This window comes from Blautia sp. HCP3S3_B11 (assembly GCF_052064435.1).
Lineage (GTDB): Bacteria > Bacillota > Clostridia > Lachnospirales > Lachnospiraceae > Blautia_A.
Genome location: NZ_JBQHVP010000014.1, coordinates 25,767 through 41,770 on the forward strand (window position 1 = coordinate 25,767; position 16,004 = coordinate 41,770).

19 protein-coding genes are annotated in these 16,004 nt (G+C 42.9%); all 19 read left to right on the forward strand.

Features of this window, described 5'->3' with window-relative positions:
- Window positions 1-85: 85 nt before the first annotated feature.
- The 19 genes from spoIIIAA to recN all read left to right on the forward strand — a co-directional run bounded on the left by spoIIIAA (window position 86) and on the right by recN (window position 15,985).
- Window positions 86-1,024: a stage III sporulation protein AA gene (gene spoIIIAA, locus ACTNC0_RS12070; protein ID WP_242986889.1), complete on the forward strand. Its 939-nt coding sequence runs from the start codon at window positions 86-88 to the stop codon at window positions 1,022-1,024.
- Window positions 1,009-1,527, forward strand: coding sequence for a stage III sporulation protein AB (locus ACTNC0_RS12075; RefSeq protein WP_441087571.1), 519 nt, complete (start codon window positions 1,009-1,011; stop codon window positions 1,525-1,527). The genes spoIIIAA and ACTNC0_RS12075 overlap by 16 nt, the downstream gene beginning before the upstream one ends.
- Window positions 1,528-1,562: 35 nt before the next feature.
- Window positions 1,563-1,757 (forward strand): stage III sporulation protein AC, encoded by a 195-nt coding sequence (spoIIIAC, locus tag ACTNC0_RS12080; protein WP_117677161.1) that lies wholly within the window; start codon window positions 1,563-1,565, stop codon window positions 1,755-1,757.
- 93 nt (window positions 1,758-1,850) lie between these two features.
- Window positions 1,851-2,237, forward strand: a complete 387-nt coding sequence (locus ACTNC0_RS12085) for a SpoIIIAC/SpoIIIAD family protein (protein ID WP_243009380.1) — start codon at window positions 1,851-1,853, stop codon at window positions 2,235-2,237.
- A gap of 68 nt (window positions 2,238-2,305) precedes the next feature.
- On the forward strand, window positions 2,306-3,460 hold the full coding sequence (locus ACTNC0_RS12090; RefSeq protein ID WP_441087572.1) for a stage III sporulation protein AE: 1,155 nt from the start codon (window positions 2,306-2,308) through the stop codon (window positions 3,458-3,460).
- 60 nt (window positions 3,461-3,520) lie between these two features.
- On the forward strand, window positions 3,521-4,084 hold the full coding sequence (locus ACTNC0_RS12095; RefSeq protein WP_117677127.1) for a stage III sporulation protein AF: 564 nt from the start codon (window positions 3,521-3,523) through the stop codon (window positions 4,082-4,084).
- Window positions 4,071-4,388, forward strand: a complete 318-nt coding sequence (locus ACTNC0_RS12100; RefSeq protein ID WP_441087638.1) for a hypothetical protein — start codon at window positions 4,071-4,073, stop codon at window positions 4,386-4,388. The genes ACTNC0_RS12095 and ACTNC0_RS12100 overlap by 14 nt, the downstream gene beginning before the upstream one ends.
- 10 nt (window positions 4,389-4,398) lie before the next feature.
- Window positions 4,399-5,190, forward strand: coding sequence for a SpoIIIAH-like family protein (locus ACTNC0_RS12105; RefSeq protein WP_441087573.1), 792 nt, complete (start codon window positions 4,399-4,401; stop codon window positions 5,188-5,190).
- Between the two features lie 173 nt (window positions 5,191-5,363).
- The gene (locus ACTNC0_RS12110) at window positions 5,364-6,953 is read left to right on the forward strand and encodes a peptide chain release factor 3 (RefSeq protein ID WP_441087574.1); all 1,590 of its coding nucleotides are present in this window, start codon (window positions 5,364-5,366) and stop codon (window positions 6,951-6,953) included.
- Between the two features lie 68 nt (window positions 6,954-7,021).
- Window positions 7,022-7,408: an Asp23/Gls24 family envelope stress response protein gene (locus tag ACTNC0_RS12115; protein WP_117677124.1), complete on the forward strand. Its 387-nt coding sequence runs from the start codon at window positions 7,022-7,024 to the stop codon at window positions 7,406-7,408.
- 64 nt (window positions 7,409-7,472) lie between these two features.
- Window positions 7,473-7,895 carry a transcription antitermination factor NusB gene (gene nusB / locus ACTNC0_RS12120; RefSeq protein ID WP_117677123.1) on the forward strand — a complete coding sequence of 141 codons (423 nt, stop codon included), beginning with the start codon at window positions 7,473-7,475 and terminating at the stop codon, window positions 7,893-7,895.
- Window positions 7,892-9,112 (forward strand): exodeoxyribonuclease VII large subunit, encoded by a 1,221-nt coding sequence (xseA, locus tag ACTNC0_RS12125; RefSeq protein WP_441087575.1) that lies wholly within the window; start codon window positions 7,892-7,894, stop codon window positions 9,110-9,112. The genes nusB and xseA overlap by 4 nt, the downstream gene beginning before the upstream one ends.
- Window positions 9,099-9,338: an exodeoxyribonuclease VII small subunit gene (gene xseB / locus ACTNC0_RS12130; RefSeq protein WP_117677121.1), complete on the forward strand. Its 240-nt coding sequence runs from the start codon at window positions 9,099-9,101 to the stop codon at window positions 9,336-9,338. The genes xseA and xseB overlap by 14 nt, the downstream gene beginning before the upstream one ends.
- Window positions 9,322-10,209 (forward strand): polyprenyl synthetase family protein, encoded by an 888-nt coding sequence (locus tag ACTNC0_RS12135; RefSeq protein WP_441087576.1) that lies wholly within the window; start codon window positions 9,322-9,324, stop codon window positions 10,207-10,209. The genes xseB and ACTNC0_RS12135 overlap by 17 nt, the downstream gene beginning before the upstream one ends.
- A gap of 13 nt (window positions 10,210-10,222) precedes the next feature.
- The gene (gene dxs / locus ACTNC0_RS12140; RefSeq protein ID WP_441087577.1) at window positions 10,223-12,094 is read left to right on the forward strand and encodes a 1-deoxy-D-xylulose-5-phosphate synthase; all 1,872 of its coding nucleotides are present in this window, start codon (window positions 10,223-10,225) and stop codon (window positions 12,092-12,094) included.
- On the forward strand, window positions 12,091-12,903 hold the full coding sequence (locus ACTNC0_RS12145; RefSeq protein WP_441087578.1) for a TlyA family RNA methyltransferase: 813 nt from the start codon (window positions 12,091-12,093) through the stop codon (window positions 12,901-12,903). The genes dxs and ACTNC0_RS12145 overlap by 4 nt, the downstream gene beginning before the upstream one ends.
- 20 nt (window positions 12,904-12,923) lie before the next feature.
- A complete protein-coding gene (locus tag ACTNC0_RS12150; RefSeq protein ID WP_117845719.1) occupies window positions 12,924-13,784 on the forward strand; it encodes an NAD(+)/NADH kinase in 861 nt (286 codons plus the stop codon).
- Window positions 13,785-13,802: 18 nt separating this feature from the next.
- Window positions 13,803-14,261, forward strand: a complete 459-nt coding sequence (gene argR / locus ACTNC0_RS12155; protein ID WP_117677117.1) for an arginine repressor — start codon at window positions 13,803-13,805, stop codon at window positions 14,259-14,261.
- 32 nt (window positions 14,262-14,293) lie between these two features.
- Window positions 14,294-15,985: a DNA repair protein RecN gene (gene recN, locus ACTNC0_RS12160; protein WP_441087579.1), complete on the forward strand. Its 1,692-nt coding sequence runs from the start codon at window positions 14,294-14,296 to the stop codon at window positions 15,983-15,985.
- Window positions 15,986-16,004: the final 19 nt, after the last annotated feature.

Consider the following 16,004-nt stretch of genomic DNA (forward strand, 5'->3'; position numbering starts at 1 on the left):
AAAACGGTTTGTCCACATATATTATGATATCAGGATTGCGGGATCTGTTTACAGCGGAGCAATCTGTAGATATTGAGGTAAAGAGGTGAGACACATAGAAGCGCAGCAGATTGAAAACCTGTTTGCCGGAAATATCCGGCAGTTACTGATGGATGCGGAGCTTAACTATGATAAATTATATGAAATACGCCTGAGGGTAGGGCGTCCGTTATTTCTGACATATGACGGAGGAGAATGTTTCTTGAGAAAACCAGGCCAGGAGCAATATCTGGTAACAAGGGAGGATCTGAAAGAAACATTAGAATACGTGACAGGATATTCCCTGTATGCTTATGAAGATGAGATCAGACAGGGATATATCAGTGTTCAGGGCGGTCACAGAGTAGGAGTGACCGGTAAAGTCGTGCTGGACAGAGGCAGGATCATGGGAATGAAGTATATTTCCTGTATTAATGTCCGTCTGGCCCATGAGATCCAGGGATGCGCGGATAAAGTAATGTCTTATATCCGTACAGAGAAATGGGTTGCAAACACACTGATCATCTCACCGCCGAGATGTGGAAAGACTACCTTATTGAGAGATATCATCAGGCAGTTGAGTAACGGCTGGGCAAACACTCCTGGCCTGACTGTCGGTGTGGTGGATGAGAGAAGTGAGCTGGCAGGATGTTATCAGGGGATTCCGCAGAATGATCTGGGGATGCGCACAGATGTGCTGGATTGCTGTCCGAAATCGGAAGGAATGCAGATGCTGGTGCGTTCCATGTCACCGGATGTGGTGGCTGTGGACGAATTGGGATGTGAGGAAGATTTCAAGGCAGTTGAGTCAGTGATCCATTGTGGATGTAAGCTGATCGCAACTGCACATGGAAATTGTCTGGAAGATGTTCTGGAGCAGCCATTTTTCTATAAGCTCATGAGTGAAAAGGTATTTGAACGATATATTATTCTTGACAAAAATGATCAGGCAGGTTGTCTCGAGGCCGTGCTTGACGAAAATGGCAGGGTATGCTTAAAACAATAGGATTATGTGTGATTATGATTTCCGGCATTGGCATTGGATCAGCCAAGAGTGCTGAACTTGGAAAGCAAAAGAAAATGCTGGAAATGATTTTACGGATGATCATCCTCTTAAGAGGGGAAATACGCTATGGAAATAAATCTCTGTACGATGCTTTTACAGGCGCTTCCGGGAAACTGGAAGGAAAGTACAGAGAATTTTTTATACTTACTGCACAGGAGATGAAAAAGAAAACAGGGGTGACTTTTGGCAGAATATTCAGAGAATGTGCAGGGAAATGCCTTGATCTGAGCTGCCTTTCTAAAGAGGAAAGAGAATGTTTTTATTCACTGGGAGACCGACTGGGTTATCTTGGGTTGGAGATGCAGCTGAAACAGTTGGACCAGCTGGAAAAAGAAACCGAATATGCAATCAGGGAACTTGAGAAAGATTTTCAGGAAAAAAGAAAATTATACCGCAGTATGGGAATTCTGGGCGGAATATTTGTAGTTGTTCTTTTCCTGTAATGGAATCAAAAGGCAGAAGCCGGAAAGGAGAGACTGTGGAGGTAAGTCTTATTTTCAAAATCGCTGCAGTGGGAATTCTGGTTTCCATTCTCTGCCAGATTCTGAAACACAGTGGAAGAGAAGAACAGGCATTTCTTGTGAGTCTGGCAGGGCTTTTGATGGTGCTGTTCTGGATTGTTCCGTATATTTATGAATTGTTTGAGAGTATTCAACAGTTATTTGTACTTTGATCAGGCAAGTAGTGAAAGCGGATTTCGAATACTTGAATCAATTGAAAATATTAATCTGTAATCTTATGCTTAGCATCAGAAAGGATGACGATCATGGATATTGTAAAAGTTTCGGTCATGGGAATCTGCGGAATGATGTTAGGATTTATTTTGAAAGAAACCAGACCGGAGTTTGCAGCACTTGTGACTATGACAACCGGTTTTCTGATCCTTAGTCTGGCGGCCGGAAAGGTTTCATATTTGTTTGAAACGATGAACAGACTGAAAGAAAGCTTTCCCATAGACAGCAGTTATCTGACAGTTCTGATAAAGATCATTGGTATTACATATATCGGACAGCTTTCATCAGCAATCTGCAAAGATGCTGGATATCAGACGATCGGAACACAGATAGACCTTTTTTGCAAGTTGTCAGTAATGGTGTTAAGCATGCCGGTGTTGCTGGCAATCCTTGATACGATTTCGGAGTTTATGATATGATGCAAAAAGAAATATGCCTACATAAGAAAATCCTGCGCAAGAAGATACTGCGCAGGATAACGGCAGTGATGATTATGCCAGGTATTATCTGGGGTATTATATTTTTCGGGAAGCAGACAGTACTCGTAAAAGCTGCTACACAGAATGAGCAGCAGGAAGACTCGACTTCTTTGGCATTACAGGAGCAACTGCTCGATGAAATACAGATTGATGATATGCAGAAGATGCTAAACGAGATTATGGCTGACCATATATTTTCCGTCAGAGAAGCATTACTGAATTTAATAAACGGGGAAGAACCGATTTCAAAAGAGACTGTACGAAGTTTTTTGTGCAGTCTCTTTTTTTCGGAAATGAAGAATGAGAAGGAGATGATATGGAAACTGTTACTGATCATACTGATTGCGGCGGTGCTGGCAGAGTTTGCAGATGTATTTGGAGATGGACAGGTTGGAAGTATCAGTTTTTATATTGTTTATCTTGCTCTGTTTATGATACTGATGGAGAATTTTACACGATTAGGAAATGTTCTGTCGCAACGGCTTATGGGACTGGTAAATTTTATGAAAGTATTGTCTCCGGCTTATTTTATGACAGTAACTGCTTCAACAGGGGCTGCAACGGCAGCTGTGTTTTATGAGGGTGTTCTTTTGATGGTATGGGCGATTCAGTGGCTGCTTGTAAATCTGTTTCTTCCTGTCATTAACTTGAGCGTACTTCTGAAGATGGTAAATCACTTGTCAAAAGAAGAAATGCTCAGCAAAATGGCTGAATTTCTGGATGTTGCTGTGAGCTGGGGGCTGAAAACACTTCTGGGAACTGTAGTGGGGCTTCAGATTGTGAGGAACATGGTAAGTCCTGTGATCGATACGTTGAAAAGATCTGCCATAGGAAAAACTGCAAGTGCAATCCCCGGAATCGGAAATGCGGTAACTGCGGTGACAGAGCTGGTGCTGACCAGTGCGGTGATGGTTCGAAACAGTCTGGGAGTTGTGATCGTCATTTTATTGCTAGTGATCGGAGCAGGCCCGGTGCTTCATTATGGGAGCCTGTCACTGATCTATCGCTTTCTGGCGGCACTTGCACAGCCTGTCTCGGATAAAAGAGTTGTGGGAGCGCTGACAACAATGGGAGAAGGCTGTGCGTTGCTTCTGAAACTTCTGATGACTGCGGAAGTACTTTGTATGCTGACTTTTTTAATTGTTATTGCAGGCGTATCCTGAAACAATCATAGCACAGCTGGTTTTCCTGGCCGGCTATAGAATATTCAGCAGGAGGTGTGGATGAAAAAAGAACTGTATTTATGGATCCGGAATCTGGCTGTGTTTTATATTTTTTTTACAGCTGTTCTCAATCTGGTTCCGGATAAAAAATATGAAAAATATGTGCGTTTTTTTATGGGGCTGCTGCTGATATTTATGATGAGCACACCGATATTTTCTATTCTTGGAAAAGGTCAGGAACTGACGGTGAGTTTTCTGGAGAACTTTTCGAGGGAGAATAAAGAAAAAGAACTTCAGGAATTTCAGAATCTACAGAAGATATATCTGGAAAAAGGCTATGAAATGGAGCTGGAACAGAAAATCAGAGAATCTTTGGAAAAAAGAGGCATAGAAGTATATAAGGTGAAAGTAAATATAGAAGGAGAGGACGCGCAGGCAGATATTTTACTAAAGAAAAAGATTTCGCAGGAAGAGAAAAGGGGGATCGCAGATGAACTGGTGGAAGAATGGGGGATTAATGAAAACAGGATTCATATCCAAACTGCCAAAGATGAGTCCGGCAAAGTGGGGGATTCTCTTACTTCTTGGGATACTTCTGGCCGTGGCAGCGATGCCAGTCTCTGATAAGAAACAAAAGACCACTTCCGCATTGAATGAAACAGCAGACCTGCAAAAAAGCATGCTGGAAGAAAAACTGGAAGCGCTTCTTGAAAATGTGGACGGAGTGGGAAAAGTACAGGTCATTCTGATGACAGATGAGAAGAAAGACGGGCAGAGTTTTTATAATTCCGGCACGATACAGGTGACAGGTGTTCTGATCTCGGCAGAAGGAGGTGGAGATCCTGTGGTGGTACGGGAGATTCAGGAGGCAGTAATGGCATTATTTCAGGTGGACGCTCATAGAATTAGAATAATGAAAATGAAATGAGGAGAGAAATGTGAAAAAAGTCATCAAAAAAAATCAGGTCATCATTACATCACTGGCAATTCTCATTGCAGTAGCAGGATATCTGAACTTTGCAGATGTAGATCTCGGATTTAAGGATAAGGAAGCAAGTACGGACAGCAGCAGTATCCTTGAAGATGCGGGATATGATCTCACAGATGCGACAGCCCTTTTGGATGAAAATCAGTCGGATAAAAGTGCAAGTCTTACAGATGACAGCCTCACAGATAGCCAGGAAACAGATACGCCGGGAGAGGCGGTGCTTACAGGTTCTACCGGATTTGCCGCACAGGCAAAAATCAGCAGAGAACAGGTTCGGTCTCAGAACAAGGCTGATCTCCAGGACATTATCAATAATGAGGGGATTGATGATGAAGAGAAGCAGGAAGCAATACATACCATGGTTTCTATGACAGACCTTTCGGAGAAAGAAGCGGCGGCAGAACTTTTGCTGGAAGCGAAAGGATTTAAGGATGTCGTGGTAAATCTTACCGGAGAAACCGCAGATATAGTAGTTCCGGATGTGGAACTTTCTGATGCCCAGAGGGCACAGATCGAAGATATCGTAAAAAGAAAGACAGGAATTGCCGCAGAGAATATTGTGATCACTCCGCTGAAAGAAGGAGAAGATGTTGCAGAGGACAGCGTAGATACAGCGGCAGATGTTGGTGAAAGTTCAGACACATCAGACGGATCATCAGATGATACTTCCTATGAGGACAGTGAGACATCCGCACAGCCATATGAAGATGCAACGATTGACACGACAGACATTTATGATTGACAGCCCGACAGAAAATCCTGAAAATCAACAGACATATATCTTGACAGAAAAGCGGTGCATATACTAGAATAGGAATGCTGTAAAAAAATAGGAAACGTAATAGATACTGTTTGGCTGGATGCTGGACAGTTGCAGATAATAATTAATTTAAGAAAGCGCACAGGAGGCTAAACGTGTCTAAGTATACGAACGAAATAGAAAAAAGAAGAACATTTGCCATTATTTCCCACCCGGATGCAGGTAAGACAACACTGACTGAGAAATTCCTGCTGTATGGCGGAGCTATCAACCTTGCCGGTAGTGTTAAAGGTAAGGCAACTGCCCGCCATGCAGTATCAGACTGGATGGAAATCGAAAAAGAGAGAGGTATTTCCGTCACCTCTTCTGTTCTGCAGTTTCATTATGACGGATATTGTATCAATATTCTTGATACACCGGGACATCAGGACTTCTCAGAGGATACTTATCGTACACTGATGGCGGCAGACTCTGCTGTCATGGTAATTGATGGTTCTAAAGGTGTCGAGGCGCAGACAAGAAAATTATTCAAAGTCTGTGTTATGCGTCATATCCCGATTTTTACATTCATTAATAAAATGGACCGTGATGCAAACGACACATTTGATCTTCTGGACGAAATTGAGAAAGAGCTTGGAATCGCAACATGCCCGATCAACTGGCCAATCGGTTCCGGTAAGAAATTCCGCGGTGTCTATGACCGTAACACCGAAAAAATTCTTACTTTCTCTGATACACAGAAGGGAACGAAAGAGGGTGTCATTGAAGAAATTCCGTTAAATGACAGTCATGCAGATGAGATTATGGATCCGGAACAGAAAGCACAGCTTCTGGATGAAATTGAGCTTCTGGACGGAGCAAGCGCAGATTTTGACCAAGAGCTGGTAAGCAAGGGGAAATTAACTCCTGTATTCTTTGGTTCTGCTTTGACAAACTTTGGTGTGGAAACGTTCCTGGAGCATTTCCTCAACATGACTACTTCACCGCTTCCGAGAATGTCTGATGCCGGAGAGATTGATCCTATGGATGATAATTTCTCAGCATTTGTATTTAAGATTCAGGCCAATATGAACAAGGCGCACAGAGACAGAATCGCATTTATGAGAATCTGTTCCGGTAAATTTGATGCTTCCCAGGAAGTATATCATGTACAGGGGGACAAAAAAATGCGTCTGCTTCAGCCGCAGCAGATGATGGCTGAATCACGTCATGTAGTAGATGAGGCATATGCGGGAGATATTATCGGTGTATTTGATCCGGGCCTCTTTTCTATCGGTGATACGATCTGTGCACCGGGTAAGAAATTTGCTTTTGAGGGAATCCCGACATTCGCACCGGAACATTTTGCAAGAGTCCGTCAGATCGACACCATGAAGAGAAAGCAGTTTGTAAAGGGAATCAATCAGATTGCACAGGAAGGTGCAATACAGATTTTCCAGGAGTTTAATACAGGCATGGAAGAGATTATCGTAGGCGTTGTAGGTGTCCTGCAGTTTGATGTTCTGAAATATCGTCTGGAAAATGAATATAATGTAGATATCCGTCTGGAGACACTTCCATATGAACATATCCGCTGGATCGCAAATAAAGAAGAGGTAAAAGTGGACAAGATCGTTGGAACTTCTGATATGAAGAAAGTTACTGATCTTAAGGGAAATCCTCTGCTTCTTTTCGTAAATTCCTGGAGCGTGGGTATGACAGAAGACAGAAATCCGGGCTTAATATTAACGGAATTCAGCAAATAACCCTTTTCATTTATCTGCCGATTTGGTATAATGGACAAAGATTAAGAGATTCCTTAGGAGGTTTTTCAATGGCAGAGAAGAGAACAACATATAAAATACAGGATTTAGGCGGCATTGGTGAAGTTCAGATCGCAGACGAAGTGGTTGCTATCATTGCCGGACTTGCTGCTACAGAAGTGGATGGAGTTGCTTCCATGGCAGGCAATATTACAAATGAACTGGTAAGCAAGCTTGGAATGAAGAATCTTTCCAAGGGTGTTAAGGTTACTGTACTCGAAGGAGTAGTAACAGTAGACCTGAACCTGAATATCGAATATGGCAGAAATATTCTTGAGACAAGTAAGAAAGTTCAGGAGAAAGTAAAATCATCCATAGAGAATATGACAGGCCTTGAGGTTGCAGATGTCAACATTCATATTGCCAGTGTAGATATGGAGAACGAAAAAGGAAAGTAACCCTTTCCTTTTTTGTGTACTTAAGAAGATAATAGAAAGGAAAGCTGTTTATACAGCGGGAATTATGCGAAGAAGAGAGCAGAGAGAACATATTTTTAAATTACTGTTCATGACAGAATTTAATTCAGAGGAAGAGATGAGTGAACAGCTTTCACTTTATTTTGATACTTTGGAGGAACTTTCAGGGAAAGATCAGGAGTATATGAGCCAGAAATATCGTCATGTACTTGAGAAATTAGATGAGATCGATGTATTGTTAAATGAGACAAGCAGGGGATGGAAGACTAAGCGAATGAGTCGTGTTGACCTTACTGCTCTGCGTCTGGCAGTGTATGAGCTGAAATATGACAAGGATGTACCTACAGGAGTTGCCATCAACGAGGCAGTAGAACTTGCAAAACGTTTCGGTGGTGAGACATCAGGTTCCTTTGTAAATGGTATCCTTGGCAAGATCGCCAACAGTGAAAGCGAAGAGAAAACAGAATGAGAAATGCATATTCTGTAGGACAGGTAAACCGTTACATTAAGAATATGTTTACCCAGGATTATTTACTGCAGAAGATTTATGTAAAAGGAGAAGTGTCTAATTGTAAATACCATACAAGTGGACACATCTATTTTTTCCTGAAAGATGAGACAGGCACATTAAACTGTGTAATGTTTGCCGGACACAGACGGGGACTTGCATTTGCCATGAAAAATGGCGACAAGGTAATCGTAGGCGGAAGTGTAGACGTATATGAACGTGACGGACGCTATCAGATGTATGCAAAAGAGATTACCCTTGAAGGTGCCGGAGATTTATATGAGAGATATCTTGCGTTGAAGCAGGAACTCGAAGATATGGGGATGTTTGCACAGGAGTATAAGCAGCCCATTCCCAGATTTATCAAACGTCTAGGTGTGGTAACTGCACCGACAGGTGCGGCTGTTCAGGATATCCGCAATATTTCCTATCGAAGAAATCCCTATCTCCAGATTATTTTATATCCGGCTCTTGTACAGGGTGCAGGGGCAGCAGAGAGTATTGTCAGAGGAATTGAGATGCTTGATGTGGCAGATGTAGATGTGATTATCATCGGAAGAGGCGGCGGTTCTATCGAAGATCTGTGGGCCTTTAACGAAGAAATTGTAGCCCGTGCAATTTTTGAATGCCGTACTCCGATCATATCTGCAGTAGGTCATGAGACTGATTTTACGATCGCTGATTTTGTTGCGGACCTGCGTGCGCCGACACCGTCTGCTGCAGCAGAACTTGCAGTGGATGATTACAAGAGTGTTGTTGAGGCGGTGAGCCTTTACAGACAGCGGATTTACCGTGCAATGAGCAACAGGGTAGATCTGTATAGAAGCAAAGTTGAACATTTTCAGACGAAATTCAGTTATCTGAGCCCTGAGAATCGACTGCGTGAGCAGAGACAGCGCCTGGCTGATCTGGAGAATGCGATTCAGAATACAATGGAGAGGAAGCTTCAGGAGGACAGGCACAGACTGTCTATTTATCTGGAACGTTTTACAGGGCTTTCTCCTTTAAAGAAACTGAATCAGGGATATTCTTATGTAATAGATAAGACGAAAAAAACATTGACAAGTGTAGAACAGGTACAAAATGGGGATACCATTTATATATCTGTGACAGATGGTACAATAGAAGCACAGGTTGAGAGTACAGTAAAGGAGGAGAGAATCCATGGCGAAGAATGAGAACAGTGAACAGTTACAGGAGGAGAAGCCTCTGGAGGAGATGTTTACAGAGCTGGATCTGCTGGCTGGGAAACTGGAGGACCGCGAGACATCACTGGAGGATTCTTTCAGACTGTACAGACAGGGTATGGAACTTTTGAAACTATGCAGTGAGAAGCTGGATACAGTGGAGAAGAAGATGCTGCAGCTCAATGAGGATGGTACGTTTAGTGAATTTTCAAGATGAATTAAAGAGAAGAACGGATGAAATAGAAGAAATGTTCCGTAGCTTTCTGCCAGCGGAAGAGGGATTTGCCAGAACAATGGCACAGGCGATGAATTACAGCATGCTGGCCGGAGGAAAGCGCCTGCGTCCGATGCTGATACAGGAGACATATCGTTTATTTGGCGGCACAGAGAAAGTTGCAGAGCCATTTATGGCGGGAATGGAGATGATCCATACCCATTCGCTGATCCATGATGACCTTCCTGCGCTGGATAATGATGATTACAGGCGAGGCAGGCTGACAACGCATAAGGTTTATGGAGAAGCTATGGGAGTCTTAAGCGGTGTTGCTTTGCTTAATTATGCATATGAAACGATGTTACAGGCATTTTCACTTACAAAAGACCAGGACAGAGTAATCTGTGCATTGAAAGTGATGGCAGAGAAAACCGGTATTCATGGAATGCTCGGCGGCCAGAGCGTGGATGTAGAGAACGACGGAAAACCTCTTGAAAAAGAGATGCTGGATTACATCTACAGAAATAAGACCTCTGCACTGATCGAAGCATCTATGATGACAGGAGCGATTCTTGCAGGGGCAGATGAGCAGCAGGTAGCTGTGGTAGAAGAGGCTGCCGGAAATATCGGTCTTGCTTTCCAGATTCAGGATGACATTCTGGATGTGACCAGCACAGATGAAGAACTTGGAAAACCTGTGCACAGTGATGAGAAGAATAATAAAGTCACTTATGTGACACTTTTTGGGATAGAAGAGGCTTCCAGACAGGTAGAACTGCTTTCAGGAAAAGCAATAAAACTGCTGAAAAGCCTGAATAAAAATAATGAATTTCTGTATTTGTTAATTGAAAAATTGATAAACCGCAGAAAATAAAGGAAGGATACAAATGATTCTGGAAAAAATCAAGAAACCCAATGATATCCATAAAATACCGTTGGCCGATTTTGAGCCTCTGGCAGAGGAAATCAGAGACTTTTTAATCCAGTCTGTAAGCCAGACAGGGGGACATCTTGCTTCTAACCTGGGAGTGGTGGAACTGACGCTGGCTCTTCACAATGTATTGGATTTTCCGGAAGATAAAGTGATCTGGGATGTAGGACATCAGGCATATACGCACAAGATTCTTACCGGAAGAAAAGATGAATTTAAGAATCTCCGTCAGGAGGGTGGTTTAAGTGGATTTCCGAAGAGAAGTGAGAGTGACTGCGACGCATATGATTCAGGCCACAGTTCCAATTCGATTTCAGCAGGTCTTGGATATGTGCGGGCCAGAGATATTCTGGGTCAGAAACATCATGTGGTTTCTGTGATCGGAGATGGTGCCCTTACCGGAGGAATGGCGTATGAAGCATTAAATAACGCTGCAGAATTAAAGACGAATTTTATCATTATCATTAATGATAACAATATGTCGATTTCCAGAAATGTGGGAGGAATGTCTACTTATCTGAGTGCCCTGAGGACTGCGGAAGCTTACACAGGGATGAAGATGGGAGTGACAAAGACGTTGAAGAAAGTTCCGAAAGTCGGCACCGCACTGGTAGATACCATGCGAAAGACCAAAAGCAGCATCAAACAGCTTTTTATTCCGGGAATGCTGTTCGAGAATATGGGACTGACATATCTTGGACCGGTTGACGGTCATAATATGCGTCAGATGATGAAGCTGTTTAATGAGGCGAAACGAGTGGAAGGACCTGTTGTTGTCCATGTTCTTACAAAGAAAGGAAAAGGATATGGTCCTGCAAGCGCTCATCCGGACAGATTTCATGGAACCGGACCATTTGATATTCATACAGGCCATCCGCTTCAGAAGAAATCTGTACCGGGTTATACAGATGTTTTTTCTAAAGCACTGGTTTCTTTGGGAGAGAAGAATAAGAAACTGACAGCTATTACAGCTGCGATGCCGGACGGAACCGGACTTATAGAGTTTTCCAGACGTTTTCCGGATCGTTTTTTTGATGTGGGAATTGCAGAAGAACATGCAGTGAGTTTTGCAGCAGGACTGGCTCTTGGCGGACTGGTTCCTGTAGTCGCGATTTATTCATCTTTTCTCCAGCGAGCGGTAGATCAGATATTGCATGACGTATGTATGCAGAATCTTCATGTGATTTTTGCTATTGATAGAGCAGGACTGGTAGGAGCAGATGGAGAGACACATCAGGGGTGCTTTGATTTGTCTTATCTGTCTATGATGCCGAATATGACAGTTCTTGCACCGAAGAATGACAAAGAGCTGGAAGAAATGCTTGCATTTGCAGTGGACTGTGACGGACCGGTTGCTATTCGATATCCACGTGGAAGTGCATATCAGGGTCTGCAGGAACATCAGGCACCTGTGGAACATGGTAAGAGCGAAGTTATTCACAGAGGAAAGAAAATCGCAGTACTGGGAGTAGGAAGCATGATTCCATCCTGCCTGGAAGTCTGTAAGGGACTGAAAGAAGATGGTTTTGATCCTACTTTTGTAAATGTCAGGTTTGTCAAACCGTTAGATGTGAAGCTGCTTGATGAGCTTGCAAAAGATCATAGTCTGTTTGCAACCGTAGAAGAAAACGTAAAAAGCGGCGGATACGGAGAGCATGTATCTGCTTATATGGAAGCCTGTCATCCTGAGGTGAGAGTATTATCTGCATCTGTGTGGGATCGTTTTGTGCCACAGGGAAATGTAGACAGCCTGCGTGCAAGAATTGGTCTTGGTGTAGCTGATATCAGACAGGCAATAGAGGATAGTGAGGAATTAAAAAGACAATGAAGAAACGTTTAGATATGCTTATGATGGAACATGCCCTTGCGCCGTCACGTGAGAAAGCAAAGGCATACATCATGGCAGGAGATGTATATGTAGATGGTCAGAAAGAGGATAAGGCAGGGACAATGTTTCCGGAGACAGTAAAGATTGAAGTCAGAGGAAATACTCTTCCGTATGTAAGCCGCGGTGGACTGAAGCTTGAGAAAGCGATGAAGAATTTTGATGTGACATTAGACGGCAAAGTCTGTATGGATGTCGGTGCTTCTACCGGTGGATTTACGGACTGTATGCTTCAGAATGGCGCTGTAAAAGTATATTCGATCGATGTCGGATATGGACAGCTTGACTGGAAACTGCGTAATGATCCGAGAGTAGTCTGTATGGAGAAAACGAATATCCGTTACGTAGTGTCGGAAGATTTAGAGGGACCGGCAGATTTTTCATCTATTGATGTTTCCTTTATCTCTCTTACAAAAGTTCTGCTTCCTGTAAGAAATCTTCTTACAGATGAGGGCGAGATTGTATGCCTGATTAAACCACAGTTTGAAGCCGGAAGAGAGAAAGTCGGTAAGAAAGGTGTGGTAAGAGATCCTGCTGTTCATCAGGAGGTTATTGAGAAAGTGCGCGATTATGCCATGAGTATTTTCATGGTACCATGTCATCTTTCTTTTTCGCCGATCAAAGGACCGGAGGGGAATATCGAATATCTTCTTCATCTTAAGAAGCATCCGGAAGGAACGGAGGTTACAGACAGTCTGGAAGTATCTGTGGAGGACGTGGTTGCCCAGGCACATGGAGCATTAGATAAATAAGACTGGATCAGGAAGAAACTATGGACAGGTTTTATATCATTACAAACAGTGACAAGGATTCAAACCTTGCGATCACAGGAAAAATTACAGAATATCTGAAGGCACATGGCAGAAGTTGTGAAGTACAGCAGGCCGAAAGAAAGCATGAAGGGGCTTATCATTATACAGATCCGTCAAAGATTCCGGATGATACACAGTGTATCATCGTTCTGGGTGGAGACGGTACACTTCTTCAGGCGGCCAGAGATGTGGTGCACAAAGAGATTCCGCTTCTTGGTATCAATCTGGGGCATCTCGGATTTCTTGCAGAGGTAGATCAGACATCTTTATACAGTTCACTTGATCAGCTGATGGCAGATGATTATGAAGTGGAAGAACGAATGATGCTGGAAGGAAGGGTATACAGGGGAAAAGAACTCATCGGGGATGACATTGCCCTGAATGATATTGTGATCGGCAGAGACGGACATCTTCGCGTGGTGCGTTTTAAGAATTACGTAAATGATGTATATCTTAATTCCTATAATGCAGATGGAATCATTATTTCCACGCCGACCGGATCTACGGGATATAGTCTGTCAGCAGGCGGTCCTATCGTATCACCGAATGCGGCGATGACAATTATGACTCCGATAGCACCTCATACGCTGAATATGAGAAGCATTATTTTTCCTGCACAGGATGTGATCACTGTGGAGATAGGAAAAGGAAGACACTGTGACTGCGAAAAGGGAATCGCATCTTTTGACGGAGATACATTTATTCCCATGGTTACCGGTGATTGCATACAGATTCGTCAGGCGGATGTAAAGACAAAGATTCTGAAGCTGAATCATTTAAGCTTCGTGGAAGTGCTGCGCCGGAAGATGAGAGACAGCTGATTAGCAGGAGGAAATAACGTGAAGGTTGCAAGACATGAGAAAATTATTGAACTGATTCATCAGTATGATATTGATACACAGGAGGAACTGGCATCCAGACTTAATGAGGCAGGATTTAAGGTAACACAGGCGACTGTTTCCAGAGATATCCGTGCCCTTAAACTGACAAAAGTAGCAGGAAAAGACGGAAAATCCCGCTATGCGATCATTAATAATGAATCAGGCAGTCTTGGAGCAAAATATACAAGAGTACTGGAAGATACCCTGCTTTCTATTGATGTGGGACAGAATATCATTGTGATAAAGACCGTTTCCGGAATGGCAATGGGCGTGGCAGCAGCACTGGATGCTCTGAAATGGCCGGAAATATTAGGTTGTATTGCAGGCGATGATACCATTATGTGCGCTGCAAAGAATGCAGACATGGCACTGGGAGCAGCAGAGAAATTAAGAAGCTTTGTAAGGCTGAATCAATGACAACAACGAGACTAGTTTGGAGGCAATCATAAATGTTAGCTCATCTGCATGTAAAGAATCTTGCACTGATAGAAGAAATAGAAGTTGAATTCGGACCGGGATTAAACATTCTGACTGGTGAGACCGGAGCGGGTAAATCGATTCTGTTGGGATCAATGCAGCTGATCCTCGGGGCAAAGACTTCTAAAAATATGATAAGAGAAAATGCACCGTATGCGTTAGTGGAGCTGCTTTTTCAGATAGAGAATGAAAAAGCAAAAGAAGCATTAAAAGAGCTGGATATTTATCCGGAGGATGGTCAGGTCCTTCTTTCCAGAAAAATCATGGATGGAAGAAGTATCAATAAAATTAACGGTGAGACAAGTACAGTCGGTCAGATGAAGGCTGCGGCAGCTTGTCTGTTAGATATTCATGGACAGCATGAACACCAGTCTCTGTTGTATCAGGATAAGCAGCTTGCAATTCTGGATGCGTATGGAAAGAACCGGGTTCTTCCTGTAAAAGATAAAGTATCTCAGGCCTATAAAGAGTACAGTAAATGCAAAACAGAACTGAATTCCATGAATATGGATGAAGAACAGAGAAACCGGGAACTTGCTTTTCTGGAATTTGAGATCAAAGAGATTGAGAAGGCGAATCTTCAGCCGGATGAGGATGAGGAACTGGAGCGCCAGTACAGGAAAATGAGTAATGCAAAACTAATCGTGGATTCATTACAGCTAGTACATAATCTTACAGGATATGAGAGCAAAGAAGGCGCCGGTGAGACGGTAGGTGAGGCTTTGAAGGAGTTTTCGCATGTAACCCAGTACGATTCAGAGCTTGCACCTATGGCAGAAACACTGGCTTCTGTGGATGGTCTGCTGAATGATTTTAACAGAGAACTGTCCGCATATCTGGATGATATGACCTTTGATGAGGGAGAATTTTATGAGACAGAAAGGCGTCTGGATCTAATCAACGGGCTGAAGGCAAAATATGGACGTACGATCGAAGATATATTCTCCTATCGCAAACTTCAGGAAGAAAAACTGGAAAAATTACGTAAATATGAGGAAAATTTACAGGAATTGAAGAACCATCTCAAAGAACTAAAAGATATTCTTGAAGAAAGATCGGATGAATTATCCCGAATCCGTAAAGAATATAGTAAACAGCTGGAAGAAAAGATTATTCAGGGACTGAAGGATTTAAATTTCCTGGATGTAAATTTTGCCATTGATTTCCAGAAAAAGAAAAACTTTACAGATAACGGAAATGATGATATCCAGTATCTGATTTCCACAAACCCGGGCGAAAGCCTGAAACCACTGGGACAGATCGTATCTGGCGGTGAGTTATCACGAATCATGCTTGCTTTGAAAGCAATTCTTGCAGACAGAGATCAGATTGAGACTCTGATCTTCGATGAGATCGACACTGGTATCAGTGGAAGAACCGCACAGAAAGTATCAGAGAAGATGGCGGTGATCGGACAGCATCATCAGGTACTTTGTATCACACATCTTCCTCAGATCGCGGCGATGGCGGACAGTCATTTTGAGATTGAGAAGCACTTGCAGGGAACAGAAACGATTACCCAGATTCATGTGCTTAAGGAAGATGATTCCATCAGGGAACTGGCGAGACTCTTAGGCGGCGCAGAAATCACACCTGCGGTACTTGAGAATGCAAAAGAAATGAAAGAATTGGCACAGAAACAAAAAAATACAAGATTCAAATAAAATAATTGACCACATACTA

What these genes read in the sequence shown, in the direction of transcription:
- ACTNC0_RS12150 (WP_117845719.1), top strand. Translation starts at nt 12,924, where the DNA reads ATGGACAGGTTTTATATCATTACAAACAGTGACAAGGATTCAAACCTT.
- recN (WP_441087579.1), top strand. Translation starts at nt 14,294, where the DNA reads ATGTTAGCTCATCTGCATGTAAAGAATCTTGCACTGATAGAAGAAATA.
- ACTNC0_RS12095 (WP_117677127.1), top strand. Translation starts at nt 3,521, where the DNA reads ATGAAAAAAGAACTGTATTTATGGATCCGGAATCTGGCTGTGTTTTAT.
- ACTNC0_RS12100 (WP_441087638.1), top strand. Translation starts at nt 4,071, where the DNA reads ATGCCAGTCTCTGATAAGAAACAAAAGACCACTTCCGCATTGAATGAA.
- xseA (WP_441087575.1), top strand. Translation starts at nt 7,892, where the DNA reads ATGAGAAATGCATATTCTGTAGGACAGGTAAACCGTTACATTAAGAAT.
- ACTNC0_RS12115 (WP_117677124.1), top strand. Translation starts at nt 7,022, where the DNA reads ATGGCAGAGAAGAGAACAACATATAAAATACAGGATTTAGGCGGCATT.
- ACTNC0_RS12075 (WP_441087571.1), top strand. Translation starts at nt 1,009, where the DNA reads ATGCTTAAAACAATAGGATTATGTGTGATTATGATTTCCGGCATTGGC.
- nusB (WP_117677123.1), top strand. Translation starts at nt 7,473, where the DNA reads ATGCGAAGAAGAGAGCAGAGAGAACATATTTTTAAATTACTGTTCATG.
- ACTNC0_RS12145 (WP_441087578.1), top strand. Translation starts at nt 12,091, where the DNA reads ATGAAGAAACGTTTAGATATGCTTATGATGGAACATGCCCTTGCGCCG.
- ACTNC0_RS12085 (WP_243009380.1), top strand. Translation starts at nt 1,851, where the DNA reads ATGGATATTGTAAAAGTTTCGGTCATGGGAATCTGCGGAATGATGTTA.
- dxs (WP_441087577.1), top strand. Translation starts at nt 10,223, where the DNA reads ATGATTCTGGAAAAAATCAAGAAACCCAATGATATCCATAAAATACCG.
- xseB (WP_117677121.1), top strand. Translation starts at nt 9,099, where the DNA reads ATGGCGAAGAATGAGAACAGTGAACAGTTACAGGAGGAGAAGCCTCTG.
- ACTNC0_RS12090 (WP_441087572.1), top strand. Translation starts at nt 2,306, where the DNA reads ATGATTATGCCAGGTATTATCTGGGGTATTATATTTTTCGGGAAGCAG.